25 protein-coding genes and 1 riboswitch are annotated in these 23,067 nt (G+C 67.5%); of the genes, 19 read left to right on the forward strand and 6 right to left on the reverse strand.

Going from position 1 to position 23,067, the window contains the following annotated elements; all coding sequences use genetic code 11:
• Window positions 1–52: 52 nt before the first annotated feature.
• Window positions 53–1,129, forward strand: a complete 1,077-nt coding sequence (locus HWX39_RS03140) for a C45 family peptidase (protein WP_175965513.1) — start codon at window positions 53–55, stop codon at window positions 1,127–1,129.
• 157 nt (window positions 1,130–1,286) lie between these two features.
• Here HWX39_RS03140 and HWX39_RS03145 read toward each other — a convergent pair whose 3' ends face one another.
• The 3 genes from HWX39_RS03145 to HWX39_RS03155 are packed head-to-tail and all read right to left on the reverse strand — an operon-like array spanning window position 1,287 to window position 2,999.
• Complete coding sequence (locus tag HWX39_RS03145) at window positions 1,287–2,156, reverse strand: hypothetical protein (protein ID WP_175965514.1); 870 nt, start codon at window positions 2,154–2,156, stop codon at window positions 1,287–1,289.
• Window positions 2,157–2,203: 47 nt separating this feature from the next.
• Window positions 2,204–2,572: a hypothetical protein gene (locus HWX39_RS03150; RefSeq protein ID WP_175965515.1), complete on the reverse strand. Its 369-nt coding sequence runs from the start codon at window positions 2,570–2,572 to the stop codon at window positions 2,204–2,206.
• Window positions 2,573–2,603: 31 nt separating this feature from the next.
• The gene (locus tag HWX39_RS03155; protein WP_175965516.1) at window positions 2,604–2,999 is read right to left on the reverse strand and encodes a helix-turn-helix domain-containing protein; all 396 of its coding nucleotides are present in this window, start codon (window positions 2,997–2,999) and stop codon (window positions 2,604–2,606) included.
• Between the two features lie 136 nt (window positions 3,000–3,135).
• On the opposite strand from HWX39_RS03155, the gene HWX39_RS03160 reads away from it, so the two are divergent.
• The 10 genes from HWX39_RS03160 to arsH all read left to right on the forward strand — a co-directional run bounded on the left by HWX39_RS03160 (window position 3,136) and on the right by arsH (window position 13,482).
• Window positions 3,136–3,768 carry a glutathione S-transferase C-terminal domain-containing protein gene (locus HWX39_RS03160; RefSeq protein WP_175965517.1) on the forward strand — a complete coding sequence of 211 codons (633 nt, stop codon included), beginning with the start codon at window positions 3,136–3,138 and terminating at the stop codon, window positions 3,766–3,768.
• Between the two features lie 76 nt (window positions 3,769–3,844).
• Complete coding sequence (locus HWX39_RS03165; protein WP_175965518.1) at window positions 3,845–4,231, forward strand: hypothetical protein; 387 nt, start codon at window positions 3,845–3,847, stop codon at window positions 4,229–4,231.
• Between the two features lie 92 nt (window positions 4,232–4,323).
• Window positions 4,324–5,616, forward strand: coding sequence for a TolC family protein (locus HWX39_RS03170; RefSeq protein ID WP_175965519.1), 1,293 nt, complete (start codon window positions 4,324–4,326; stop codon window positions 5,614–5,616).
• Window positions 5,617–5,627: 11 nt separating this feature from the next.
• Entirely contained in the window at window positions 5,628–7,163 is a 1,536-nt protein-coding gene (locus HWX39_RS03175; RefSeq protein ID WP_175965520.1) for an efflux RND transporter periplasmic adaptor subunit, read from the forward strand.
• Window positions 7,160–10,366, forward strand: coding sequence for an efflux RND transporter permease subunit (locus HWX39_RS03180; RefSeq protein ID WP_175965521.1), 3,207 nt, complete (start codon window positions 7,160–7,162; stop codon window positions 10,364–10,366). Before HWX39_RS03175 ends, HWX39_RS03180 begins: the two co-directional genes overlap by 4 nt.
• A complete protein-coding gene (locus HWX39_RS03185) occupies window positions 10,363–10,731 on the forward strand; it encodes a copper-binding protein (protein ID WP_175965522.1) in 369 nt (122 codons plus the stop codon). The genes HWX39_RS03180 and HWX39_RS03185 overlap by 4 nt, the downstream gene beginning before the upstream one ends.
• 193 nt (window positions 10,732–10,924) lie before the next feature.
• The gene (locus HWX39_RS03190) at window positions 10,925–11,257 is read left to right on the forward strand and encodes a metalloregulator ArsR/SmtB family transcription factor (protein ID WP_175965523.1); all 333 of its coding nucleotides are present in this window, start codon (window positions 10,925–10,927) and stop codon (window positions 11,255–11,257) included.
• Window positions 11,254–12,324 carry an ACR3 family arsenite efflux transporter gene (arsB, locus tag HWX39_RS03195; protein WP_175965524.1) on the forward strand — a complete coding sequence of 357 codons (1,071 nt, stop codon included), beginning with the start codon at window positions 11,254–11,256 and terminating at the stop codon, window positions 12,322–12,324. Before HWX39_RS03190 ends, arsB begins: the two co-directional genes overlap by 4 nt.
• 20 nt (window positions 12,325–12,344) lie before the next feature.
• Entirely contained in the window at window positions 12,345–12,767 is a 423-nt protein-coding gene (arsC, locus tag HWX39_RS03200; protein ID WP_175909135.1) for an arsenate reductase (glutaredoxin), read from the forward strand.
• Window positions 12,745–13,482, forward strand: coding sequence for an arsenical resistance protein ArsH (arsH, locus tag HWX39_RS03205; RefSeq protein WP_175965525.1), 738 nt, complete (start codon window positions 12,745–12,747; stop codon window positions 13,480–13,482). The genes arsC and arsH overlap by 23 nt, the downstream gene beginning before the upstream one ends.
• A gap of 81 nt (window positions 13,483–13,563) precedes the next feature.
• Here arsH and HWX39_RS03210 read toward each other — a convergent pair whose 3' ends face one another.
• Window positions 13,564–14,574 carry a sodium:calcium antiporter gene (locus tag HWX39_RS03210; RefSeq protein ID WP_175965526.1) on the reverse strand — a complete coding sequence of 337 codons (1,011 nt, stop codon included), beginning with the start codon at window positions 14,572–14,574 and terminating at the stop codon, window positions 13,564–13,566.
• An 81-nt stretch (window positions 14,575–14,655) separates the two neighbouring features.
• A riboswitch (yybP-ykoY riboswitch) is annotated at window positions 14,656–14,823 on the reverse strand.
• Between the two features lie 120 nt (window positions 14,824–14,943).
• Here HWX39_RS03210 and HWX39_RS03215 point away from each other — a divergent pair.
• The 3 genes from HWX39_RS03215 to HWX39_RS03225 are packed head-to-tail and all read left to right on the forward strand — an operon-like array spanning window position 14,944 to window position 16,701.
• Window positions 14,944–15,219 carry a metal/formaldehyde-sensitive transcriptional repressor gene (locus tag HWX39_RS03215; RefSeq protein ID WP_039354022.1) on the forward strand — a complete coding sequence of 92 codons (276 nt, stop codon included), beginning with the start codon at window positions 14,944–14,946 and terminating at the stop codon, window positions 15,217–15,219.
• A 10-nt stretch (window positions 15,220–15,229) separates the two neighbouring features.
• Window positions 15,230–16,513 carry a CDF family Co(II)/Ni(II) efflux transporter DmeF gene (dmeF, locus tag HWX39_RS03220; RefSeq protein WP_175965527.1) on the forward strand — a complete coding sequence of 428 codons (1,284 nt, stop codon included), beginning with the start codon at window positions 15,230–15,232 and terminating at the stop codon, window positions 16,511–16,513.
• A 2-nt stretch (window positions 16,514–16,515) separates the two neighbouring features.
• Window positions 16,516–16,701, forward strand: a complete 186-nt coding sequence (locus HWX39_RS03225) for a DUF1289 domain-containing protein (protein WP_175965528.1) — start codon at window positions 16,516–16,518, stop codon at window positions 16,699–16,701.
• A gap of 82 nt (window positions 16,702–16,783) precedes the next feature.
• On the opposite strand, the gene HWX39_RS03230 is transcribed toward HWX39_RS03225, so the two are convergent.
• Window positions 16,784–18,193 (reverse strand): heavy metal sensor histidine kinase, encoded by a 1,410-nt coding sequence (locus HWX39_RS03230; protein ID WP_175965529.1) that lies wholly within the window; start codon window positions 18,191–18,193, stop codon window positions 16,784–16,786.
• The gene (locus HWX39_RS03235) at window positions 18,190–18,861 is read right to left on the reverse strand and encodes a heavy metal response regulator transcription factor (protein WP_175965530.1); all 672 of its coding nucleotides are present in this window, start codon (window positions 18,859–18,861) and stop codon (window positions 18,190–18,192) included. Before HWX39_RS03235 ends, HWX39_RS03230 begins: the two co-directional genes overlap by 4 nt.
• Before the next feature lie 233 nt (window positions 18,862–19,094).
• Here HWX39_RS03235 and HWX39_RS03240 point away from each other — a divergent pair, with 233 nt between their 5' ends.
• The 5 genes from HWX39_RS03240 (at window position 19,095) to HWX39_RS03260 (ending at window position 23,064) form a co-directional block, all read left to right on the forward strand.
• Complete coding sequence (locus tag HWX39_RS03240) at window positions 19,095–19,487, forward strand: hypothetical protein (protein ID WP_175965531.1); 393 nt, start codon at window positions 19,095–19,097, stop codon at window positions 19,485–19,487.
• A gap of 90 nt (window positions 19,488–19,577) precedes the next feature.
• Window positions 19,578–19,859, forward strand: coding sequence for a hypothetical protein (locus HWX39_RS03245; RefSeq protein ID WP_175965532.1), 282 nt, complete (start codon window positions 19,578–19,580; stop codon window positions 19,857–19,859).
• Entirely contained in the window at window positions 19,856–21,352 is a 1,497-nt protein-coding gene (locus tag HWX39_RS03250) for a TolC family protein (protein ID WP_175965533.1), read from the forward strand. The genes HWX39_RS03245 and HWX39_RS03250 overlap by 4 nt, the downstream gene beginning before the upstream one ends.
• A gap of 1 nt (window position 21,353) precedes the next feature.
• Window positions 21,354–22,649 carry a copper oxidase gene (locus tag HWX39_RS03255; protein WP_175965534.1) on the forward strand — a complete coding sequence of 432 codons (1,296 nt, stop codon included), beginning with the start codon at window positions 21,354–21,356 and terminating at the stop codon, window positions 22,647–22,649.
• Between the two features lie 67 nt (window positions 22,650–22,716).
• Entirely contained in the window at window positions 22,717–23,064 is a 348-nt protein-coding gene (locus HWX39_RS03260) for a copper-binding protein (protein ID WP_175965535.1), read from the forward strand.
• Window positions 23,065–23,067 lie beyond the last annotated feature (3 nt).

A 23,067-nucleotide genomic window follows, 5' to 3' on the forward strand; every position in this document is an offset into this window, starting at 1 on the left:
CACGTTCCGGGCCGCGCGAGCCCGGAGCGCATTCACCACAGGAGACTTGACCTTGAAGCTGCACACTTTCGTGACCGACATCACCGATCCGCGCGAGCGCGGCCGCCTGATCGGCGAGCGCTTCGCGCCGGAGATCCGCGAGACGGTCGCGCTGTATCTCGCGTTCTTCCCGAAGCTCGGCATCGCGCCGCAGCGCGCGCGGGAGATCGGCGAAGCGAGCCTGGCCGCGCTCGGTGCGTGGTGCCCGCGCCTGGCCGCCGAAGTCGAGGCGATCGCCGACGGCGTCGACCTGCCGCGCTGGCAGCTCGCGTGCCTGAACGCACGCACCGAGATTCTCGCCACCGCGCCCGCGTCGGCCGAAGGCGAGTGCTCGACGGCCGTCCATGCGCCGGCCGGCCCGCATGCGCCGCGCACGCTGCAGACGTGGGACTGGCACGACAGCCTCGCCCCGCAGGGGCTGCTGATGCGGGTCGCGACGCCGCACGGCCGCACCGTCAAGCTGTTCTCGGAATTCGGGATGCTGGCGAAGCTCGGCGTGAACGGCGCGGGGCTGGGGCTGCACTTCAACATCCTGCACCACGCGAGCGACAACGACAGCGCCGGCGTGCCCGTGCACGCGATTGCGCGGCGCCTGCTCGAAGAGGCGACGTCCGTGCAGGAAGCGATCGACATGGCGCGCACCGCACGCGTGAGCGCGTCGACCGTGCTGACCGTGTTCACGCGCGACGACGCGAATCCGCGTGCGGCGAGCATCGAGCTGAGCCCGTCGGGTGTCGGCGTGGTGGTGCCGCGTCCGGATGGCTGGCTGCTGCATACGAACCACTTCCTCGATCGCGCGCTGAGCGGCGGCGAGTGCATGCCCGACAGCTCGACGACGCGCGAGCGCCTGGCGCACCTGAACGACGTCGTGAGCGGGATGACGCGCGACGACGTGCGCGAGCGCGCGGCGGCGATGTGCGGCGCGGCCGGCGGCCAGGCCGTCGTCTGTTTCCATCCGGACCTGTCGACGCCCGACACCGAGCGTTGGGCAACGCTGCTGACCGTCGGCATCGATACCGAGGCGTGCGCGCTCGACTACGTGGCCGGCAATCCGCACGATCTCGCGCGCGACGGGGCTCGGCGGTTCTGACGCGACGCGCGGCCGGCGCCCGAAAGCGGGGCGGGCGAATCGAATGGCGTTGGGGCGAACGTTGGCGCCGTGGTGCGCGGGGGCGTCGACATTTGGACAGGCATCCCTATCAATGGGACGCGATGCGCTCAATAGGTGGGAAAAGGCGCCGCCTGCATCAGTTGGCCATCGCTTCCTTCGCGCTGACCCAGCCCTGCACCGCACCGGCGCGCGGATTGCGATACCGCACCTTCAGCCACTGGAAATCGGCGCTCGCGTCGATCAGCTCGACCGTGTCGCCTGCGACGACGTAGCGGCGCGTGGGTGCGTCGTTCATCGCGTCGTGCAGCGGCAGCCGCGCCGGGCGCACCTTGAACGTGACCGTGCCGCCGCCGTACGCGTCGGGGCGGCGCGATACGCGCTTGCCTTGCGCATCGTAGGTCAGCAGCATCGACGACAGGCCGGAATCGCCGTCGAGCAGGTCGCGCAGGTCGTCGGGTATCGCTTCGCTGGACTGGTACAGGTACATCCTGCCGCCGGCATCGAAGCGGTACGCGTCGGTGTACCAGATCGGGCCGCCGCGGCACGAGCTGTACAGCGTGCGCACTTTCGGTTTCGCGACCACGTTGACGAGGTCGTCGCAGTTGCCATGCGGCAGGTTGCCCGCCGGCATGCGCAGCGGCTCGAACTGCTGGCGCGCGGCGTCGTACAGGTAGATGCCGTAGCTGTCGTTGACCATGCCGAGCGTCGCGTGCATGGCGAGATCGCGGTGGCCGTCGAAGTTGTAGTCGTCCGACGAGAGGTGATAGTGGCCTTCCTCGTCGGCGGCAATCACGTCGAGCGTTTGCGTCTTGCCGCTCGGCAGGAAGCGCACGGTGATGTGCGCGCTGTCCGCGCGTTCGACGCGGGCCGTGACGGTGTCGTCGACCTTGAACGTGAGCAGCGGTTTCGCTGCATGCGCGGCGGGCGCGATCGATGCGAAGGCGGCGAGCAGCAGCGTGGTCGCGGCAAGGCGGGGAAGCGGGCGGAATCGCGGGGTGCGCATCATGGGCAAACGTAGGAGCGAGGGTCGAGGATGAGCGGGCTGACGACTGCCTAGCCGAGCGTGCTGTCGTCCTGAACCCCGTTCTTGCCGGCGAAGATCTCCTTCAGCGCGGCGCGCAGCACGACCGGATCGTATTGGCCGGGCGCGAGATGGATCACGTAGCGCGTCTGGCCGTCGAGACGCGCGGCAACGGCGGGTTCGAGCTCGACGTCGATCGTGTCGTCCGTCAGGCGTACCGACAGATCCTTGACGCGCACGTTGATCTGGTCGCGCACCATCACTTCGATCAGCGCGTCGTCCGGAAAGCGCGACAGCGCGAAGCAATAGTCCTGCTCGGCGTCGTGACAGTAGATGTTGGCGAAGCTCTCGTCGTCGTCGAGATCGGACGTCGCCGCGCCGATCGTGGCGTGAAGTTCCATGAATGTGGGTTCCTGCGTAAGGGGGTAACGGTTATCGGGTTGAAGGGAGGGCCGCTTCGATCACGGCTTCCGTACCAGGAGGTGTTACGCCGGTATCGCACGACGCATCGGCATCGCGCGCCTTCAGCCAGAGCCCGAATTCGCGCATGACGTCGACCACCGGCCGCAGCCGGTCGCCGTCGGCGGTCAGATCGTACTCGACGCGCACCGGCACTTCCGGATAGACGGTGCGTCGCACGAGCCCGGCGTCTTCGAGTGCGCGCAGGTCGAGCGTCAGCATCCGTTGCGAGATGCCGGGCATGTCGCGCCGCAGGTCGCTGAAGCGCCGCGGCCCGTCGAGCAGATACGACACCAGCAGCAGCCGCCAGCGGCCGCCGAGCAGGCGCATCGCTTCTTCAACGGAACATCCTGTCGCACTCGTTTTCATCGTGCCCAATCCTGGTCGGTAAATTTTTTGTGACTACGGCACAAACGACTGCCGTCTTCCCAGCCCTGCGCCGATGCGAGATATTAGCGCCCGCGTCGCGGCGAATCGATACATGGACAACCCAAGAAGGACACGCATGAAGCTCTATCACGCTCCCGGAAGCTGCTCCCAGGCCATCTGCATCGTGCTGCGCGAAGGCGGCATCGAGGCCGAGATCGTCAAGGTCGACGCGCGCAAGCATGTCATTGAAGACGGGCGCAATTACTACGATGTGACCGAACTCGGCTACGTGCCGCTGCTCGAACTCGACGACGGCACGCTGCTGCGCGAAGGGCCGGTGATCGCGCAGTATCTCGCGGATCGGTGCCCGCCAGCCGCGCTCGCGCCCGCCTACGGCACGCTCGGCCGTTATCGGCTGATGGAGTGGCTGAACTTTCTCACGGCGGAAATCCACAAGGGTTTCATTCCGCTGCTGTACGCGGTGCAGGCGGGGCAATACGTCGACCCGGCGAGAGCGAAGCTCGACAGCCGTTTCGCGTGGATCGACCGGCAGCTCGACGGCAACGCGTTCCTGACCGGCGACACGTTCACAGTCGCCGATGCGTATCTGTTCGCGCTGACGGGGTGGGGCAAGGCCGAATGGATGCGGTCGGTGTACCACGCGGATATCGACCTGACCCGGTATGCGCATCTGCGTGCGTGGTACGAGCGGGTGCGGGCGCGGCCCGCGGTGCAGGCGGTACTGGCGGCCGACGGGCTCGCGCGGTAGCGTGTTGCGGCGGTGGAGTTGGGCCGCCGCTTCGCCGCGCCGACACGCAACAAAACCCCGCGCTATAATCCCCGCAATGAAATTCCTCCGGACCGTCATCCTGCTGCTGCTCTGCGCGGTGCTGCCCATCAGCGGGCTGGCAGCCAGCGGCTTGGCCGGGGAATGTCCGATGATGCAGCAGGGCATGTCGATGGACACGAACGCTGGCATGTCCGGCATGTCCGCCGACATGCTGGGCTGCGATTCGATGAAGCCGTCGCCTACCGACAAGTCTCACGCGAAAGCGAAGGGCGTGTCGTGCAAGCTGACGGCGCAATGCCAGTTCGGCAGTCTCTATCATCCGGCCGCTCGCGCCGACGTCAGTCGTCCCGCTGCATACGCCCGTACCGTCGCGTTCCACTACGCGCAAATTCTCCCGGTCCGCGATCCGAACGGATTGTGGCGCCCTCCACGCATCAGCTGATCCCGATCCGATAGGTTCGCCGCATTCGCGGTGAGGTTCGTCCTGTATCAGGACGTGGAATCCCTATGGGGTTCCGCCGTTGGGGTTAAACCATGTCATTCCATCTCGGCACGCCGCCCGCGCGGCGTGCGCGTCGGCGCGCGCCCATGCTGTGGGCGGCGCTGCTGGTTGCGGGCGCCGTTCACGCGCAGCAACCGCCTTTCACGCTGGACGCCGCGCTGCAGGCCGCCACCGATCATTCCGCTTCGATGCAGGCCGCCCAGGCGTCGGTGCGCGCCCGCTCGGAGTCGGCCGTGAAGGCCGGCCAATTGCCCGACCCGATGCTCAAGGCCGGCATCGACAACCTGCCGGTCAATGGCGGCCAGCGCTTCACCATCGGCCAGGACTTCATGACGATGCGCCGCATCGGCATCGAGCAGGAGTGGGTGTCCGGCGACAAGCGGCGCCTGCGCTCGGCGCTCGCCAACGAGCAGGTCGGGCGCGAGCGCGCCGGCTATCTCGCGCAGCTCGCGAGCGTGCGCCAGCAAACCGCGTCGGCCTGGCTGAACGCCGTCTACGCGAAGCAGGCGCTCGCGCTGCAGCAGGCGTTGCTCGATCACATGAACCATGAGCTCGAGGCGACGAAGGCGTCGTATCGCGGCGCGAAGGCCAGTGCGGCCGATGTCGTCCAGGCGCGGGCCATGCTCGCGCAGACGCAGGATCAACGGCTGAAAGCGCAGCAGGTCTACCAGACCGCGCTCATCGCACTGTCGCGCTGGACCGCCGTGCCGGCCGACGATGTCACCGGCACGCCGCCCGCGCCGGAATCGTTCGTATCGTCGCTGCCGCCGGACGAGCTTCGCCTGTCGCAACCGGCGCTCATCACGGCCGCCGACGATATCGCGGTTGCCGAAGCGGATACCGCCGTCGCGAACAGCGAACGCAGCCCGAACTGGACGTGGGAAGTCGCGTACCAGCAGCGCGGCGGTGCGTATTCGAACATGGTGTCGGTCGGCGTCACGATCCCGCTGCCGCTCAATCGCAAGAACCGCCAGGACCGCGACGTCGCCGAAAAGGCCGCGCTCGCGACGAAGGCCCGCCTGATGTACGAGGACACGCTGCGCCAGGTGCAGGCCGATATCCGCACGCAGTCCGCGACGCTCGCGAGCGGTCGCGCACGCATCGCGAATCTCGGCGACGCATTGCTGCCCGCCGCCGATCAGCGCGTGCAACTGGCGGACGCGGCCTACCGTGCGGGCACCGGCGCGCTCGCGGATACCTTCGCCGCGCGCCGCGCGCAACTGGATGCGCAACTGCAGGTGCTCGATCTCCGGCGCGAGGTCTCGCAGACCTGGGCGCAGCTCGAATACCAGGTCGTGCCGTCGACGCTGGCCGCGGCGCAATAAAGGAGAACGACATGACGAAGCAAATATGGGCCCGTGCGGCCGTGCTGGCGTTCGCCGGTGCCGCGCTGCTCGGCGCGGGTTATGTCGCGGGCACACGCCACGCGACGACGGCCGCAGCGGCAACCGACATCACCGCATCGCCCGCGTCGGGCAACGCCGATTCGAAGAGCGGCCGCAAGGTGCTGTACTGGCACGATCCGATGGTGCCGAACCAGCACTTCGACAAACCGGGCAAATCGCCGTTCATGGACATGCCATTGCAACCTGTCTATGTGGACGAAGGCGGCGGTTCGTCAGGCATCCGGATCGATCCGGGCCTGCAGCAGAACCTCGGCATCCGCTACGCGACCGTGCGCCGCCGGCAGACGGCCGCCGGCTTCGATGCGGTGGGCACCACGCAGTTCGACGAATCGCGCGCGGATGTCGTCCAGTCGCGTGTCACCGGCTACATCGACCGTCTCTATGCGCGCGCGCCGATGCAGCGCATCGTGAAGGGCGCGCCGATCGCGTCGCTGTTCGTGCCGGACTGGCTCGCGCCGCAGGAGGAATACCTCGCGCTCAAGCGCGGCGGGATGGACGGCAGCCTGCTCGATGCGGCGCGCGCACGGATGCGGGCGCTGTCGATTCCGGACGGCATGATCGCGAGCCTCGATCGCACCGGTCGCGCGCAGACGCATGTCGTGCTGACGGCGCCGGAAACCGGCGTCGTCAGCGAGCTGAACGTACGCGACGGCGCGATGATCGCGCCCGGTCAGACGCTCGCGAAGATCGCCGGGCTGTCGACGCTGTGGCTCATCGTCGAGGTGCCGGAAGCGCTGGCGCTGAACGTGCAGCCGGGGATGGCGGTCGACGCGACGTTCGCAGGCGACCCGGCGCAGCATGTCACCGGACGCATCCGCGAAGTGCTGCCCGGCATCAGCACGAGCAGCCGCACGCTGCAGGCACGGGTCGAGCTCGACAACGCCGCGTTGAAGCTCACGCCCGGCATGCTGATGCGTGTGCGGGTCGCCGCGCGGCAGACCGTGTCGCGCTTGCTCGTGCCGTCCGAAGCGGTGATCGCGACGGGCAAGCGCTCGATCGTCATCGTGAGGAGCCGCGACGGCCGGCTTCAGCCCGTGACGGTGACGCCGGGTAACGACGTCGGCGGCGACACCGAAGTGCTCGGCGGGCTGAACGAAGGCGACACGGTCGTTGCGTCGGGGCAGTTCCTGATCGATTCCGAGGCGAGCCTGAAAAGCGTGCTGCCGCGGCTGGAAAGCGGCGCCGGCGCGAGCGCGGCGGGGGCGATGCCCGCGTCGGCGCCGACAGCGGCGGCACCCACCTACGAGACCACCGGCAAGGTCGAACAGGTCACGGCCGACGACATCACGTTCTCGCATCAACCCGTTCCGGCGCTCGGCTGGGGGGCAATGACGATGACGTTCGGCAAACCGTCGGCCACCGCGTTCCCGGACGTGAAGCCGGGCCAGACGGTGCGCTTCGCGTTCACGCGGAGCGACGACGGTTATCGGCTGACGAAGGTCGAACCGCAGGGAGGCGAACGATGATCGCGCGCATCATTCGCTGGTCCGTCCACAACCGCTTCCTCGTGCTGCTCGCCACCGTGCTGCTCGCCGCATGGGGCGTCCACTCGCTCGCGCAGACGCCGCTCGATGCGTTGCCCGACCTGTCGGATACGCAGGTGATCGTGAAGGCGTCGTATCCGGGCAAGGCGCCGCAGGTCGTCGAGGATCAGGTGACCTATCCGTTGACGACCACGCTGCTCGGCGTGCCCGGTGCGAAAACCGTCCGCGCGTATTCGTCGTTCGGCGACGCGTTCGTCTACGTGCTGTTCGACGACCGCACCGATCCGTACTGGGCGCGTTCGCGCGTGCTCGAATACCTGAGCCAGGCGCAGAGCCGGCTGCCCGCCGGCGCGACGGTGTCGCTCGGGCCGGATGCGACCGGCGTCGGCTGGGTGTACGAGTACGCGCTCGTCGATCGCACCGGTCGTCACGATCTCGGGCAACTGCGCGCGCTCAACGACTGGTTCCTGAAGTTCGAGCTGAAGGCGGTGCCCGACGTGTCGGAAGTCGCGAGCATCGGCGGCATGGTGCAGCAGTACCAGGTCGTGCTCGATCCGGACAAGCTGCGCGCGTACGGCATCACGCAGGCGGAAGTCGCCAACGCGCTCGGCAACGCGAACCAGGCGTCCGGCGGCTCGGTCGTCGAGCTGGCCGAGTCGGAGTACATGGTGCGCTCGACCGGCTACCTGCGCACGCTCGACGACTTCCGGCACGTGGTGCTGCGCACGAACGACGCCGGCACGCCGGTGCTGCTCGGCGACGTCGCGCGCATTCAGGTCGGCCCGGCGATGCGGCGCGGGATCGCGGAGCTGAACGGGCAGGGCGAGGTGACGGGCGGCGTCGTCGTGATGCGCTCGGGCAAGAACGCGCTGACCACGATCGATGCGGTGAAGGCCAGGCTGGCCGACCTGAAGCGTGCGCTGCCGCCCGGCGTCGAGATCGTCACGACCTACGATCGCTCGCAGCTGATCGAGCGCGCGGTTACCAACCTGAAGGACAAGCTGATCGAGGAGTTCGTGATCGTCGGGATCGTCTGCGCGGTGTTCCTGTTTCATCTGCGCAGCGCGTTCGTCGCGATCCTGTCGCTGCCGCTCGGCGTGCTGGCGGCGTTCATCGTGATGCGCTACCAGGGCGTGAACGCGAACCTGATGTCGCTTGGCGGGATCGCGATCGCGATCGGCGCGATGATCGACGCGGCGATCGTGATGATCGAGAACGCGCACAAGCATCTCGAGGCGTACGACCACGCGCATTCAGGCGAGCCGATCACGGCCGCGCGACGCTGGGAGCTCGTCGCGACGTCGGCCGCGGAGGTCGGGCCCGCGCTGTTCTTCTCGCTGCTGATCATCACGCTGTCGTTCATCCCGGTGTTTTCGCTGGAAGGGCAGGAGGGCAAGCTGTTCGCGCCGCTGGCGTTCACCAAGACTTACACGATCGCCGCCGCCGCCGGCCTGTCGGTGACGCTGGTGCCGGTGCTGATGGGTTATCTCGTGCGCGGCCGCATTCCGCACGAGCACGCGAATCCGATCAATCGCGTGCTGATCCGTGCGTACCGACCGCTGCTCGAAGCGACGCTCAGGCGCCCGTGGGTCGCGATCGGCGTCGCGGTCGTCGCGCTCGTGCTGACGGCCGTGCCGCTGTCGCGGCTCGGCGGCGAATTCATGCCGCCGCTCGACGAAGGCGATCTGCTGTACATGCCGACCGCGCTGCCCGGCATCTCGGCCGACCAGGCGAGCGTGCTGCTGCAGCAGACCGACCGGCTGATCAAGACCGTGCCCGAGGTCGACACGGTGTTCGGCAAATCGGGCCGCGCCGATACCGCGACCGATCCCGCACCGCTCGAGATGTTCGAGACGACGATCCGCTTCAAGCCGCGCAGTGCCTGGCGGCCCGGCATGACGCCGGAGAAGCTCGTCGACGAACTCGATCGCACGGTGAAGGTGCCGGGGCTGTCGAACGTGTGGGTGCCGCCGATCCGCAACCGGCTCGACATGCTGTCCACCGGCATCAAGACGCCGGTCGGCGTGAAGATTTCCGGGCCGGACCTGGCCGGGATCGACGCGATCGCGAAGCAGGTCGAGGCCGCGGTGAAGCCCGTGCCGGGCGTGACGTCCGCGCTCGCGGAACGGCTGAACGGCGGCCGCTACATCGACGTCGACATCGACCGCCTCGCCGCCGCGCGCTACGGGCTGTCGGTGGCCGACATCCAGTCGGTCGTGTCGTCGGCGGTCGGCGGCGAGGATGTCGGCGAAGTGATCGCGGGGCGCGAGCGCTTCCCGATCAACATCCGCTACCCGCGCGAGGTGCGCGATTCGGTCGAGAACCTGCGGCAACTGCCGGTCGTCACCGCGCGCGGCGCGCAGATCCGCCTGGGCGACGTCGCGCACATCGCGATCGCCGACGGCCCGCCGATGATCCGCAGCGAGAACGCGCGACTGTCCGGCTACGTGTACGTCGACATCCGCGGCACCGATCTGCGGAGTGCCGTGCGCGCGATGCGGCAGGTCGTTGCGCAACAGGTCGCGTTGCCGCCCGGCTATTCGATCGCGTGGTCGGGGCAGTTCGAGTATCTCGAACGCGCGGCGGCCAAGCTGCGGACCGTCGTACCGGTGACGCTCGTGGTGATCTTCGTGCTGCTGTTCCTCACGTTCGGCTCGGCGGCCGATGCGCTGCTGCTGATGTCGACGGTGCCGTTCGCGCTGGTCGGCGGCTTCTGGCTCGTGTGGGCGCTCGGCCATGCGGTGTCCGTCGCGACGTCGGTGGGCTTCATTGCGCTCGCGGGCGTGGCCGCCGAATTCGGCGTCGTGATGCTGCTGTACCTGAAGGGCGCGCTGCAGCGCCGGCTGGATGCCGGCGAATCGCTGACCGATGCGCTGCTGCTCGACGCGATCCGCGAAGGCGCGGTGTTGCGCGTGCGCCCCAAGGCGATGACGGTCGCCGTCGTGCTCGCCGGCCTCGTGCCGATCATGGTCGGGCACGGCGCCGGTTCCGAAGTCATGCAGCGCATCGCCGCGCCGATGGTCGGCGGCATGGTCACGGCGCCGCTGCTGTCGATGTTCGTCATTCCCGCCGCATGGCTCCTGCTGCACCGCCGTCGTGCGCGAAGCGCGGGCCGCGCGCGGCATTCCGAAGCAGTTCCTCACGGCACGAACGTGCCATCCAACCCAACCGGAGAATCCCGATGAAGAAGCTGATTACCCTCACCGTTGCTGCTGCCGTTCTTGCTGCCGGCACGGCCGTCACCCCCGCCTTTGCCGCCGGCGACATGGCCGGCATGGACATGTCCGGCATGAAGATGTCGTCGGGCGGCATGGCCGAGTCGAATGCCGCGCTGACCGACGCCGAAGTGAAGAAGGTCGATGCCGCGACCGGCAGGATCACGCTGAAGCACGGCGCGCTCGAGAACGTCGGGATGCCGCCGATGACGATGGCGTTCAAGGCGAAGGACGCGGCGATGCTCGAGCACGCGCATCCGGGCGACCAGGTCAAGGTGCGGATCGAGAAGGTCGACGGCGCGCTGACGATCGTCAAGCTGGTGAAGGCGTCCTGACCTGAGCGCACGCCGGTGCATCGCCCGTCCGCGAGGCGGGCGGCTGCACCGGCGCCGCGCGTATCGGCCGGAAGCGGCTCGGGCGGCTGCGTCTGACGGTGCGCGAAGGGCTTGCGGGCAGCCGCGCACGGGCTCGGCGCCATCATTTCAACAATGCTTGAAATGTTGAAATGATGGCGCTATCCTTCGCGCCATGGACTCCAATCTCGTCGTGCGCGCGTTGGGCGCGCTTGCTCATGAAGCGCGCCTCGCCATCTTTCGCGCGCTGGTCGTGGCCGGCCCCGAAGGGCTGCCGGCCGGCGCGATCGCCCAGCAGATCGGGCTGTCGCCATCGAGTCTGTCGTTTCATCTGAAGGATTTGTCGCACGCAGACCTGGTCACCGCGCGCCAGGACGGCCGGTTCATCTATTACGCGGCGAATTTCGAATCGATGCGCGGGGTCATCGGGTTCCTGACCGAGAACTGCTGCGCCGGCGCTCCCTGTGACGTACCCGCTGCGCCCGACTGTTGCGGAGGCGGCGCGTGAGCGGCTCGAACATTGCACGGCCGCACGCCGCGGCGGCCGCGCCCGCGATCGGATGCTTCGAGCGCTGCCTGAGCATCTGGGTGGCGCTGTGTATCGTGCTCGGCATCGCGCTGGGCCAGGCGCTGCCCGGGCTCTTTCAGCACATCGGCCGCATGGAATACGCACAGGTCAACTTGCCCGTCGGGCTGTTGATCTGGGTGATGATCGTGCCGATGCTGGTCAAGGTCGACTTCGGTGCATTGCATGAGGTTCGGCGGCACGTGCGGGGGATCGGCGTCACGCTCGTCGTGAACTGGCTCGTCAAGCCGTTCTCGATGGCGTTGCTCGGCTGGCTGTTCATCCGGCAGCTGTTCGCGCCGATGCTGCCGGCCGGCCAGATCGACAGCTATATCGCCGGCCTGATCCTGCTGGCCGCCGCGCCGTGCACGGCGATGGTGTTCGTGTGGAGCCGGCTGACGGGCGGCGATCCGCTGTTCACGCTGTCGCAGGTCGCGCTGAACGACAGCATCATGGTGATCGCTTTCGCGCCGCTGGTCAGCCTGTTGCTGGGGATGTCCGCCATCACGGTGCCGTGGGCGACGCTGCTCACGTCGGTCGTGCTCTACATCGTCATCCCGGTGATCGTCGCGCAAGGGTGGCGCAGGCTGTTGCTCGCGAAGGGGCCGGCGGCGTTCGACCGTGCGATGGCGCAGGTCGGCCCGTGGTCCATTGTCGCGCTGCTGGCCACGCTGGTGCTGCTGTTCGCGTTCCAGGGCGAGGCGATCCTGAAGCAGCCGCTGGTGATCGCGCTGCTCGCGGTGCCGATCCTGATCCAGGTGTTCTTCAACGCAGCGCTCGCCTACGGGCTCAATCGCCTCGTCGGCGAGCAGCACAGCATCGCGTGCCCGTCGGCGTTGATCGGTGCGTCCAATTTCTTCGAGCTGGCCGTGGCGGCCGCCATCAGCCTGTTCGGCTTCCACTCCGGCGCAGCGCTCGCGACCGTCGTCGGCGTGCTCATCGAAGTGCCGGTCATGCTGCTCGTCGTGCGCGTCGTCAACCGCTCGAAGGGCTGGTACGAGCGCGCGTGAAATCATTCAGGAATCCGGAAATGACCGACATCACGATCTATCACAACCCCGAATGCGGCACGTCGCGCAACACGCTGGCGATGATCCGCAACACCGGCGTCGAGCCCCGCGTCGTGCTTTATCTCGACACGCCGCCGGGTCACGAGGAACTGCGCGCGCTGATCGCGGCGATGGGCATTCCCGTGCGCGACGTGCTGCGGCGCAAGGGGACGCCTTATGACGCGCTCGATCTCGACAATCCGAAATGGCGTGACGAGGATCTGATCGGCTTCATGGTCGCTCACCCGCTGCTGATCAATCGCCCGATCGTCGTGACGCCGCTCGGCACGCGGCTGTGCCGCCCGTCGGAGCGGGTGCTCGAGATCCTGCCCGATCCGCAGCAAGGGCCGTTTGCGAAGGAGGACGGCGAAATCGTGATCGATGCGGCGGGCAAGCGTGTCTGACGGCCTGAACGACCTGCCGCAACTCGATGCCACGCTCTTTCGTGTGCCGGACGCGAGCCGGCTGCGGCCCGTGCAGCCTTCGACCCATCCGCCTCGAATCGTGCTGCTGTACGGGTCGTTGCGCACGCGCTCGTTCAGCCGGCTGCTGGTCGAGGAAGCGGCGCGGTTGCTGACGGCGATGGGCGCCGAAGCCAGGATCTTCAATCCGTCCGGATTGCCGATGCCCGACGATGCGCCCGACGACCACCCGAAAGTGGCGGCGCTGCGCGAGCTCGTGCAATGGTCGGAGGGCATGGTGTGGTGCTCGCCCGAGCGTCACGGCGCGATGACCGGCGTGATGAAAGCGCAGATCGACTGGATTCCGCTGTCGGTCGGCGCGGTGCGGCCGACGCAGGGCAAGACGCTGGCGGTCATGCAGGTCAGCGGCGGATCGCAGTCGTTCAACGCGGTCAACCAGATGCGCGTGCTCGGGCGCTGGATGCGCATGCTGACCATTCCGAACCAGTCGTCCGTCGCGAAGGCGTTCATGGAATTCGGCGACGACGACCGGATGAAACCGTCCGCGTATTTCGATCGGGTCGTCGACGTCATGGAGGAACTGGTCAAATTCACGCTGCTGACGCGCGACGTCGGCGCGTACCTGACGGACCGGTACAGCGAGCGCAAGGAAAGCGCCGAGCAACTGTCGCGGCGTGTGAACCAGACGCGCATCTGAATCGCGCGCCGGCGGGCGGTGCAGTGGTGCTTCGTTCGCGCGGGGCAGCGGGATCGCGCGCGGCGGGCCCGTTGAGCAGGATCAGCGCGCCAGCGTCAGGAACAGGTAGCCCGCATAACCCGCGCCGTTCGCCAGCAACGCCCGGATCGCGAGGCCGCGCGTGCGCGCATTGAAGCGCAGCCATGCCGCCGCCGCGAGCGTGATGATCACGCCGGTCAGCACTTCGGGGCGCGGCTCCCACGGCGTGAGCATGATGCCGATCGCCGGCAGCAGCGTGCCCTGGAACACCATCGCGCCGGTGATGTTGCCGAACGCGAGCGTGTCCTTCCCGCGGCGGATCCACAGCACGCTGTTGACCTTCTCCGGCAGCTCCGTCGCGATCGGCACGACGATCAGCGACAGCAGCAGCGCCGAGACACCGAGCACGTGCGATACGCCTTCCACGCCGTGAATGAAGCCCTTCGCGCCGCCAACCAGCAGCGCGAGGCCGATGAGCAATTGCAGCGCGATCGTCGCGAGGTTGGTCGGCACACCGAGGCGTGACAGGAACATCGTGTGCGGCGCCTCGGTGCCATGCCCGGCATCGACGAGCTGATTCGATGCGCGGAACGTCATCACCACATACATCACGTAGAGGCCGACGAGCATCGCCGCGAGCAGCGCACGCACGGCCCCGTTGTGATGCGGGACGAACATCGCGGCGGTGGCCAGCGAGAACGCGGCGAGAAAGTAGTTCATGTCGCGCACGAATCCCGTGCGTTCGGGCGCGATCGTGCCGCGCAGCCCGCGCGAGCGGATCACGGCGAGCGTCATCAGGAAGGTGGTGAGCGTCGCGAGCATCAGCGGCGCGCCGAGAATCGCGCCGACGCCGATCTCCTCGTTCACGGCATGGTTCGCGGTGCCGCCGGCGAGCGCGAGCAGCGGCACCATCGTTTCGGGCAGCGCGGTGCCGACGGCCGCGAACAGCGAACCGGTGACGCCTTCGGAAATCTTCAGGCGTTCGCCGAGATGTTCGAGCGCATTGGTGAAGACTTCGGCGGCGATGAGAATGACGATCAGCATGAACGCCAGCTCGACGAACATGAAAGTCATGCGGCACCTCCGCAGGCAAGGGTGCGGACGGCGGCGAAACGCGAGGGGAAGACGGTGGGGAACATGGGGACTCCGTGGTCGGACGCTGACGAACCATGGCGCATCCACCGACGTCCGACCAGGAACGACGCGATGCGCCCATGGTCTCGCCAAGCCGATCAGGCTGAACGCGCCACGGCCGCAGGCCGAGTGTGTTGACGCGTTCGCTTTCCGGAGACGGAAAGCAGGCTACTCCCCAAAGACGAAGGGCAGTCTAGCGGAGCGAATGGCTTTCGGCAAGCCTTCATCTCGCAAAAATATACCCCTCTCCCCTATAGGGGCAGCCTTCTGGATATATACTCCCCCTCCCTATCCAGGAGTCCGTCGGCGATGAGCCATACCGTTCGTGAAAAACAGAAGCTGCTGAACCGAGTGCGCCGTATCAAGGGCCAGGTCGAGGCGATCGAGCGCGCGCTCGGGGAAGAGCGCGGCTGCAACGAGGTGCTGCAATTGATCACGAGTTGTCGCGGCGCGATGAACGGGCTGCTGGCCGTCGTGCTGGAGGACCACATTCGCGAACACATGGTCGATGCCCATGGGCCGGATGAGCACGAAGGCAGCGCGACCGAGCAACTGATCGACGTGGTGCACAGCTATTTCAAGTAATCGGGGGGATATGAGCAATTTCACGAATGACGCGTTCGGCGCGGGGCATGACCACATCTTCCTCGGCGCCGCGCACGAGCAGAACGAGCGGCGGACATGGATGGTGATCGGGCTGTGCGCGGCGATGATGGTGGCCGAGATAGTCGGCGGTACGCTGTTCGGGTCGCTGGCGCTCGTCGCCGACGGGCTGCACATGTCGACGCACGCGGGCGCGATGCTGATCGCCGCACTGGCCTATACCTATGCGCGCAGGCATGCCGACGATCCGCGTTTCGTGTTCGGCACCGGCAAGCTGGGCGACCTGGCCGGGTTCACGAGCGCGATCGTGCTCGCGATGATCGCGATCCTGATCGGCTACGAGGCGATTGCGCGTTTGCTGGCGCCGGTGCCGATCCATTTTGGCGAGGCGATTCCGATCGCGGTGCTCGGTCTCGCGGTCAACCTGGCGAGCGTGTGGCTGCTGAGCGGTGGGCATCACGGGCACGATCATGGCCACCATCACGGGCATGGACACGGCCATGGGCACGTGCACGACGATCACGCGGATGAAGCCATGAGGGTGTTCTCGACAGCCGGCGTGTTCGACGTATCGGTGTTCGAGGACGGCGTGCCGCCGGTGTTCCGGATCGCGCCTGCAACCGGCGAGTCGAGCCTCGACGGGGTTTCTGCATCGATCACGACCGTCCGCTCCGACCAATCGCGACAGCATTTCACGATGGTCGCGCGTGACGGCTTCCTGGAATCGCGCGAGACCATTCCCGAGCCCCATGCGTTCGATGCGATCGTGACGCTGAACGGCAACGAGCGCGCACTTGCGTTCGTCGAACACGATCATCATGAAGGCGTGCACGCTGCCGCGGCCCGCGATCACAACATCCGGTCGGCCTACGTTCACGTGATCGCCGATGCCGCTGTGTCGGTGCTGGCCATTATCGGCCTGCTGCTCGCGCGTGCCTTCGGCTGGGTCTGGATGGACCCCGTCGCGGGCATCATCGGCGCACTCGTCATCGCGAACTGGTCGTACGGTCTGATGCGCGATACGGGCGGCATCCTGCTCGACGTCAACGTCGATCGCAAGCTGGCGGAGCGCGTGCGTCATGCGATCGAGGCGCTTGGCGACAAGGTCAACGATCTTCACGTGTGGCGTGTCGGCCCCGGCCACATGAGCGCGATCGTGTCGGTCGAGACCGTCGATGCGGTGCGCGACGCGCGCTTCTACCATGCACTGGTCAAGAGCTTTGGCGGCTTGTCGCACGTGACCGTCGAAGTGATGGCGCCGGCGAAGGCGGCCTGACCGTGGCCGTGAAATCGCCGTGTATCGAGCTGTGCGCGTTCGATGGCCGCACCGGATTCTGCGTGGGCTGCTTGAGGACGCGCGACGAGGCACGTGACTGGAAGAAACTGACCGACCATCGCCGGCACCAGATACTGAACGACCGCAATCGCCGCCAGGCGAAGATCCGGCGCGAGCTGGGAGAGTGAAGGTGTTCGGCGACGGTGGTTGTCGTGTTTCGTTCGGCGTCGCACCGGCCGTCATGCCGATGCGACAGGCGGGGTAACTGGCTTACCCTTCGGTGCCCCGCGGAAAATAAAGCGCGAACGTCGTGTGCCCGTCGCGGCTCGCGACCTCGACCTTGCCGCGATGCAGCTCCATGATCGACTTCACGATCGCGAGCCCGAGCCCCGCGTTGCGCGCCGCACCGTGCCGCGACGAATCGATGCGATAGAAGCGCTCGAAAATCTTGTCGACCTGTTCGGGCGGAATCGCGGCGCCGCGATTCGTGACTTCGACGACCGCGTAGCTGCCTCGCGCGGAAACCGCCAGCTCGATCGTCGACGCGGCTTCCGCATGTTCGAGCGCATTCGACGCGAGATTGCTCACCGCACGCCGGAACAGCGTCGCGTCCGCGACGACCGGCGCCTCGCCGTGCACGTCGAGGCGCACGCCGGCTTCATCGGCCAGCGCCTGGAAATACGAAGCGAGCCGGCGCAGCTCGCTGCCCGCGTCGAGTTCGGCGGTTTTCAGGTGCTGCCGCGCATTGTCGGTGCGTGCGAGAAACAGCATGTTCTCGATCATCCGCTGCAGCCGTTCGCATTCCTCGATGTTCGAATCGATCAGCGCTTCGTATTCGTCGGTCGTGCGCGCGCGCGACAGCGTGACCTGCGACGAGCTGATCACGTTGGCGAGCGGCGTGCGCATGTCGTGCGCGAGATCGGACGAGAACTGCGACAGCCGCACGAACGCGCGTTCGAGGCGGTCGAGCATCCGGTTGACCGACGTCGCGAGTTCGCGCAGCTCGACCGGGCCGCCGCGTGCGTCGAGCCGGGCATTCAGGTTATGGGCCTCGATGCGCGACGTCTGCCGGCCGAGGCTCTCGACCGGACGCAGGCCGCGCGACGCGACCGCGTAGCCTAACGCGCCGACCAGCAGTGCGCCCACCGCCGCCGCGAGCCAGATGTCGACGCGATAACTTTCAAGCAGCGACTGGCGATCGGTCGCCGTGCGCGCGAGCGCCACCTGGATCGCGTCGCCGGACGGCAGCGTGGCGCGTGCGTAGACGCAACGCGACGTGCCGATGCCGGGCGGCGAGCACGTGAACGGCCCGTTGGCTCCGCCGGCCGGATGCGGCGCAGCGATCACCGACGCCAGCGTGTTGCCGGCTTCGTCGGAATGCGCGACGATCGCGCGATTCTGCGCATCGTAGATGCCGAGATACACGCCTGGGTGCGACAACAGCACTTCATGAAACACGGCCGGATCGGCCCGCAGCGCGGCGATCGATCCGCTCGCGTGCGCGAGCTGCAGGAACTGGTTGAGCTTGCCGGAGATCTCGATGTCGTCGCGCCGCGTCAGCTCGGCGGACAGCGAGCGATACAGGTACGCGCCGGTCAGCGCGAACACGAGCGCGGCGACGGCGGCGAACGCGAGCGTCAGGCGCCGCAGCAGCGAGTACGAGCCGGGGCTGCGCGTCACGAACGATCCTCGAGCACGTAGCCCATCCCGCGGATCGTTTGGATCAGCTTCGTCTCATACGCGTTGTCGATCTTCGCGCGCAGGCGCTTGATCGCCGCATCGACGACGTTCGTGTCGCTGTCGAAATTCATGTCCCAGATCTGCGACGTGATGAAGGTGCGCGTCAGCACTTCCCCCTCGCGCTCGGCGAGCAACTGCAGCAGCGCGAATTCCTGTGCGGTCAGGTCGATGCGGGTGTCGGCGCGCCGCACGCGGCGGCGGATCAGGTCGACTTCGAGATCGGCGACATGCAGGATGTCGCGTACGTTGCGCGGCGCGCGCCGCAGCAGCGAGCGGATGCGTGCGAGGAACTCGGCATACGCGAACGGCTTGAGCAGGTAGTCGTCGGCGCCCAGTTCGAGCCCGGCGACCTTGTCCTCGATCGCCTCGCGCGCCGTGAGCAGCAGCACGGGCGTCTGCTTTTGCGCGCGCAGCCGCCGGAGCACCTCGAAGCCATTCAGTTCCGGCAGCATCACGTCGAGCACGACGAGATCGAAATCCTCGTGCAGCGCGAGGAACAGCCCGTCCTTGCCGTTTTCCGCGACGTCGACCGTGTAGCTCGCCTCCATCAGCCCCTTCCGGAGGTACGACGCCATCTTGGGTTCGTCTTCGACTATCAGTATCCGCATGGTGGGGCAGGCTGTCCGTGATTCCAGTCGGTCAGTGTAACGCGTGAGCTTACGGCGCCGCGCGTGCGCGAAGGATGACCGGAGGATGACGGAATTTTCATGAAACCCCGGTCATGTATCGGCCATGTCGTCGTCACCGCGGCGGCGATAAGCTGCGGCCGTCTTGTCCCCGGAGCGCGCCGTCTACGCGTCGCGCCGGCCCATCCGGTCGTTGCCTGCGTGATTCCGCATCCATGTCGTACTGGCGCAAATTCTTCGTCGTCGTGCTGCTGGCGCTGAGCCTGCCGATCCAGTCGTTCGCGACCGTGTCGATGGCATGTGCGGGTGCGGGCGTGGCAATGCCGTACGCGGAGAGCGGGGCAAGCGCTGGTGACTCGGCCGTGCCGCATGCGATGCCGGGCACGCAGGGTGGCCAGCATACGCACGCGCACGGTGATCATGCGGGACATGCCCAGCCGTGCGCCGCGTGCGGGTCCTGCTGCCTCGGCACCAGCATGGCGGATCTTCCCGCGATGTCCGTTGCGTCGGGTACCGGTATCGCGATCGTCTCGTTCGCGCCGACGCCGGTCGTCGTGTCGTTCCTGACCGGCGGCATCGACCGGCCGCCGCGCCGGCTTCTCGTCTAGCCCCAGCCCGCGGCCCCAACCGGCCGCGCTCCGCAATCCGCTCCGGCGGCGGCATCCCGTCCGCCGGGCGACTCAAGACGAGACCCATTCATGCGATTGATTACTGCGGCGCTGCTTGGCGCGGCGGCCCTGGTGCCGTCGTTCGCGCCTGCGCAAACCCCGTTGCCCGATCCGGCGGACGCCGCTGCGGCGGTGCCGGACGTCACAGTGACGTCCGCGTTCGACGGCTACCGGCCGTACCGGGACGACGAAGGCCCGGGCTGGAAGCAACTGAACCGGGACGTGATGGAACGACCGGCGAAAGGACGAGCGACTGGCGGCACGGCCGGAAGCGGCGCCGCGCATTCGAAACATGGAGGAGCCGCGCAATGACGATGCTTGCGATATCGCCGAGGATCGGCGCGGCCGCGGCCATGCTGGTGTTCCTCGCCGGCTGCACGACGTTCTCGAAGGACGGCGGCTTCGACACGGTGTCGTCCGCCGCATCGGAACGCATCGGACAAGATGCGATCGTGGTCAAGACCGACGCCGACCGCGAAGCCGTCGACAAACGGACGAAGGAGTTGCTTGCCAAGCCGCTGTCGATCGACGACGCGGTGCAGGTCGCGCTGCTGAACAACCGTGGCCTGCAGGCGTCCTACGCGGAATTGGGACTATCGGAGGCCGATCTCGTCCAGGCCGGCCGGCTGCCGAACCCGCGCTTCGCGTTCAGCCGCACACGCGCCGGCGACGGCGAGCTGACGCTCGGCCGCACGTTCTCGGCGAACGTGTTCGCGCTGCTGACGATGCCGCTCGCGACGAACATCGAGCGCCGCCGCTTCGAGCAGACCAAGCTGGAGACGGCCGACGCGATGCTGAAGGTCGCAGCGGACGCACGCCATGCGTACGTCGAGGCCGTCGCAGCCGAGCAGGCCGCGAACTATGCAGAGCAGGTGCGCGATGCCGCGAGCGCCGCCGCTGAACTCGCGCTGCGCATGCGGCAGGCCGGCAACTTCAGCCGCCTCGATTACGCGCGCGAACAGGCGTTTCATGCCGACGCGGTCGCGCAGCACGCGAAGGCGCGCCAGCAGGCCGTGGCCGCGCGCGAGAAGCTCACGCGCGCGATGGGCCTGTGGGGCGAGCGCACGCAGTACGCGCTGCCGGAGCGCTTGCCCGATCTGCCGAAAGCGCGGCCGAACCTGCCCGATCTTGAACGCTTCGCGATGACCAACCGCTTCGACATCCAGGCCGCGAAGCTGCAGACGCAGGGCGTCGCGTCGTCGCTCGGGCTGAGCAAGGCCACGCGCTTCGTCAATGCGGTCGACCTCGGCTACGTGAACAACTACGAGACCGGCAAGGGGCACGAGCACGGCTACGAGATCAGCGTCGAGATTCCGTTGTTCGACTGGGGCGGCGCGAAGGTCGCGCGGGCCGAGGCCGTCTACATGCAGTCGGCGAACCGGCTCGCGAAGACGGCCATCGATGCGCGTTCCGAAGTGCGCGAGTCGTATGCGGCATATGTGACGAGCTACGACGTCGCGGCCCACTATCGCGACGAAGTCGTGCCGCTGCGCAAGACGATCTCCGACGAGCTGCTGCTGCGCTACAACGGGATGCTCGCGAGCGTGTTCGAGCTGCTGACCGACGCACGCGAACAGGTCGGCGCGGTCAACGGCTACATCGATGCGCTGAAGGATTACTGGCTCGCCGAAACCGATCTGCAGATGGCCGTTGGGGGCCGGCTGCCGACCGAGGGCGCCACGCCGCGCACGACGCAATCCGTCGAACCCGCATCCACTTCAAACGCCGACGCTGCGCCGCAGCCGGCTTCCACCCCCGCGGCGCAACCGGTGCCCGCGACGCAACCGCATCCGGAAGGTCATTGACATGGTGTCCCGTCGACAATTTCTCAGCGGCTCGGGCGCCGCGCTGCTGGGCGCGGCGATGGTCAGCAAGGCCGGCGCCGCGTCGCTGCCCGAAGCGCCCACGATGGCGAAGACCGCCACGCAGCCGCCGCTCATGCCGCCGAACGGCCGCCCGTACACGCCCGTCGCGACGCTGAACGGCTGGACGCTGCCGTGGCGGATGAAGAACGGCTGGAAGGAATTCCACCTGACGGCGGAACCCGTCGTGCGCGAAATGGCGCCCGGCATGAACGCGCACCTGTGGGGCTACAACGGCCAGTCGCCGGGCCCGACGATCGAGGCCGTCGAAGGCGACAAGGTGCGAATCTTCGTGACCAACCGGCTGCCCGAGCACACGACGATCCACTGGCACGGGCTGCGGTTGCCGAACGGGATGGATGGCGTCGGCGGCCTCACGCAGCCGCATATCCCGCCCGGCAAGACCTTCGTCTACGAGTTCCAGCTGGAAGCGCACGGCACGTTCATGTACCACCCGCACGCCGACGAGATGGTGCAGATGGCGATGGGGATGATGGGCATGTTCATCGTGCATCCGAAGGACCGCGGCACGATGCCGGTCGATCGTGATTTCGTGTTCCTGCTCGCCGCGTACGACATCGATCCGGGCAGCTACACGCCTCGCGTGAACGAGATGACCGACTTCAACATGTGGACCTTCAACTCGCGCGTGTTCCCGGGCATCGATCCGCTGCCGGTGCGCGCGGGCGACCGCGTGCGGATTCGCTTCGGCAACCTGACGATGACGAACCACCCGATCCACCTGCACGGCTACAGCTTCGAAGTCGCGGGCACCGACGGCGGGTGGATTCCGCCGACCGCGCGCTGGCCGGAAGTGACGGCCGATGTCGCGGTGGGCCAGATGCGCGCGATCGAGTTCACTGCCGATCGCCCGGGCGACTGGGCGTTCCATTGCCACAAGTCGCATCACACGATGAATGCGATGGGCCACCAGGTGCCGAACCTGATCGGCGTGCCGCAGAAGGATCTCGCGCAGCGCATCGGCAAGCTCGTGCCCGACTACATGGCGATGGGCAGCACGGGCGGCGCGATGGGCGGCATGGAGATGCCGCTGCCCGACAACACGCTGCCGATGATGACGGGCACGGGCCCGTTCGGGCCGCTGGAGATGGGCGGGATGTTCACGGTCTGCAAGGTGCGGCAGGGGCTCGGCCGCAACGACTATCGCGATCCGGGCTGGTTCCGGCATCCGAAGGGCACTGTCGCGTACGAGTACACCGGCGAACTGCCGGACGGCTGAGCAGCAGCATGCGGCGGCTGCTCACAGGCGGCCGCCGGTTTCATTTCATTCACAGGGAGTCGACACGATGAAGAAGGGACTGGTTTTGATGGCGATGGGTTGCGCATGGGCGTTTTCCGCTGCGTCGTACGCGGCCGGTGACATGGCCGGCATGGACATGAGCGGCGGTGCGAAGCAGGAAGCCGCGGCGCAACAACGCATGTCGCACGGCGAGATCCGCAAGGTCGATACGACCGCCGGCAAGCTGACGATCAAGCACGGCCCGCTGGAAAACCTCGGGATGGACGCGATGACGATGGTGTTCAAGGTGAAGGACCCGGCGATGTTGTCGCAGGTGAAGGCCGGCGACAGGATCGACTTCGTTGCGCAAGACGTGGACGGTGCGCTGACCGTCGTCGAGCTGAAGAAGCCGTGACGC

Origin of the sequence: Burkholderia sp. BCC0322 (genome assembly GCF_902833045.1) — a bacterium.
In the GTDB taxonomy this organism is placed as follows: domain Bacteria; phylum Pseudomonadota; class Gammaproteobacteria; order Burkholderiales; family Burkholderiaceae; genus Burkholderia.

Coding starts and splice junctions, on each gene's coding strand:
- arsC (WP_175909135.1), top strand. CDS start 12,345: ATGACCGACATCACGATCTATCACAACCCCGAATGCGGCACGTCGCGC.
- HWX39_RS03190 (WP_175965523.1), top strand. CDS start 10,925: ATGGACTCCAATCTCGTCGTGCGCGCGTTGGGCGCGCTTGCTCATGAA.
- HWX39_RS03260 (WP_175965535.1), top strand. CDS start 22,717: ATGAAGAAGGGACTGGTTTTGATGGCGATGGGTTGCGCATGGGCGTTT.
- dmeF (WP_175965527.1), top strand. CDS start 15,230: ATGAGCAATTTCACGAATGACGCGTTCGGCGCGGGGCATGACCACATC.
- HWX39_RS03170 (WP_175965519.1), top strand. CDS start 4,324: ATGTCATTCCATCTCGGCACGCCGCCCGCGCGGCGTGCGCGTCGGCGC.
- HWX39_RS03210 (WP_175965526.1), bottom strand. CDS start 14,574: ATGACTTTCATGTTCGTCGAGCTGGCGTTCATGCTGATCGTCATTCTC.
- HWX39_RS03145 (WP_175965514.1), bottom strand. CDS start 2,156: ATGATGCGCACCCCGCGATTCCGCCCGCTTCCCCGCCTTGCCGCGACC.
- HWX39_RS03255 (WP_175965534.1), top strand. CDS start 21,354: ATGGTGTCCCGTCGACAATTTCTCAGCGGCTCGGGCGCCGCGCTGCTG.
- HWX39_RS03150 (WP_175965515.1), bottom strand. CDS start 2,572: ATGGAACTTCACGCCACGATCGGCGCGGCGACGTCCGATCTCGACGAC.
- arsH (WP_175965525.1), top strand. CDS start 12,745: ATGCGGCGGGCAAGCGTGTCTGACGGCCTGAACGACCTGCCGCAACTC.
- HWX39_RS03250 (WP_175965533.1), top strand. CDS start 19,856: ATGACGATGCTTGCGATATCGCCGAGGATCGGCGCGGCCGCGGCCATG.
- HWX39_RS03160 (WP_175965517.1), top strand. CDS start 3,136: ATGAAGCTCTATCACGCTCCCGGAAGCTGCTCCCAGGCCATCTGCATC.
- HWX39_RS03155 (WP_175965516.1), bottom strand. CDS start 2,999: ATGAAAACGAGTGCGACAGGATGTTCCGTTGAAGAAGCGATGCGCCTG.
- HWX39_RS03180 (WP_175965521.1), top strand. CDS start 7,160: ATGATCGCGCGCATCATTCGCTGGTCCGTCCACAACCGCTTCCTCGTG.
- HWX39_RS03245 (WP_175965532.1), top strand. CDS start 19,578: ATGCGATTGATTACTGCGGCGCTGCTTGGCGCGGCGGCCCTGGTGCCG.
- HWX39_RS03175 (WP_175965520.1), top strand. CDS start 5,628: ATGACGAAGCAAATATGGGCCCGTGCGGCCGTGCTGGCGTTCGCCGGT.
- HWX39_RS03185 (WP_175965522.1), top strand. CDS start 10,363: ATGAAGAAGCTGATTACCCTCACCGTTGCTGCTGCCGTTCTTGCTGCC.
- HWX39_RS03240 (WP_175965531.1), top strand. CDS start 19,095: ATGTCGTACTGGCGCAAATTCTTCGTCGTCGTGCTGCTGGCGCTGAGC.
- HWX39_RS03235 (WP_175965530.1), bottom strand. CDS start 18,861: ATGCGGATACTGATAGTCGAAGACGAACCCAAGATGGCGTCGTACCTC.
- HWX39_RS03165 (WP_175965518.1), top strand. CDS start 3,845: ATGAAATTCCTCCGGACCGTCATCCTGCTGCTGCTCTGCGCGGTGCTG.
- HWX39_RS03215 (WP_039354022.1), top strand. CDS start 14,944: ATGAGCCATACCGTTCGTGAAAAACAGAAGCTGCTGAACCGAGTGCGC.